This window comes from Mesorhizobium sp. M4A.F.Ca.ET.050.02.1.1, assembly GCF_003997725.1.
Taxonomy (GTDB): Bacteria; Pseudomonadota; Alphaproteobacteria; order Rhizobiales; family Rhizobiaceae; genus Mesorhizobium.
In genome coordinates this window covers 1-1,244 of record NZ_RZSG01001188.1, presented here as the reverse complement: position 1 = coordinate 1,244, position 1,244 = coordinate 1, and the positions used below count along the sequence as shown (strand labels likewise).

Here is a 1,244-nt window from a genome sequence, read left to right as displayed (position 1 = left end):
GATCTTCCGCCTGATCCCTGATGCGAAGGGCCGGCCCCTGGAGGGCGATCATGGTAACGCCGAAGACAGCGCCGGATCCGAGCGCTGCGATAGCGATGATCACACCGCGCCTGAACCGCACCACGCGGCGGGGAGAGGCCCGAAGCTGCAGTTCCTCGGGATCCAGTTTCGGCGGGATGCCAGAGCGGGAATTTTCGATCATGAGCCCTCACCTCGCCGGCTGCCGCGAAAGAGCGAGATCCGCCGTTGCGGTTGCCTGCCGTCAATCCTGCTGATGCGGATCACCTGCTGCCGCTTGGTGCCGAGGCGAAGTTCGGCCGCGGCGAAGAGCCGATCGACGATGTAATAGTTGCCGCGCACGCGATAGTTGACGAGCTCGCTGCTCCCATCTGCGCCGACGATGAAGAGTGGTGGCGCCTCGCCCTGATCTATGCGACGAGGGAACTCAATATAGACCTTGCTGCCGTCGTCGAAGGCTCGCGTCGGTCTCCAGGGCGGTGTGTCGCCACTGATTGAGTAGCGAAAGCGAAGGTTTTCGAGCGCGATGTTCGACGCGACCGGTGTAACTGCCTCGGCTTGAGCATTGCGCTGGCGAAGCGCGATGATCTGGTCTTGGCTGTAGGTCCAGGAGATTGCCGCCATTGCGGTCTTCTCGGTGCTTTGAAGCTGCAAATGATAGGTCCGCCGGTCCGTCGTAATGACGACATTGGTGGCAAGACCCGGCGCGAAGGGTTTTACCAGAACATGGGTGCGCTGATTGTCACCGGTGCCGCTTGCGGTATCGCCAATGACCCAGCGCACGGTGTCGCCAGCCGACACGGCGGTTAGTTTCTCGCCCGGCTGCAGAGCGATGTCGGTCACGCGCTCCGGCGCGGCATAGAGTTGATAAAGCGCGCCATCGGTGAAGGGGTAGACTTGCACTGCATTAACATACCCGTACTTGGTGGGTTGCTGGGTCGCGGCTTTGTTGGCATCAGCGACGCGTTCTTCAGGAGGGCGCTTGTCCTCGGCCTTGCCGGGCTCGGGCTGCATTTGGCCAGGCAGCGGCAGTGGTTTTGGCACCTCGACAATTCTAATCGGCCTCTCCGGCGCTTTTTCGATCGCGGCCGGTTTGAAGTCGGCAGCGTCATAGGAAATCTCAGGCGGCGGCACCTTCTTCGATGCACAAGCGGAAACGACCGCTGCCGACACCGATAGGATCAGCACGGCACGAATCGGTGACATTTTACCTTTCATTGGTGGAC

Annotated in this window: 1 protein-coding gene and 1 pseudogene; both read right to left on the bottom strand. The window is 61.3% G+C overall.

What is annotated here, in order from left to right:
• Positions 1–202: pseudogene (locus EOA33_RS40005) on the bottom strand (conjugal transfer protein TrbI); the annotation flags it as partial.
• On the bottom strand, positions 199–1,224 hold the full coding sequence (gene trbG, locus EOA33_RS36180; RefSeq protein ID WP_127232321.1) for a P-type conjugative transfer protein TrbG: 1,026 nt from the start codon (positions 1,222–1,224) through the stop codon (positions 199–201). The gene trbG and the pseudogene EOA33_RS40005, both read right to left, overlap by 4 nt.
• Positions 1,225–1,244: the final 20 nt, after the last annotated feature.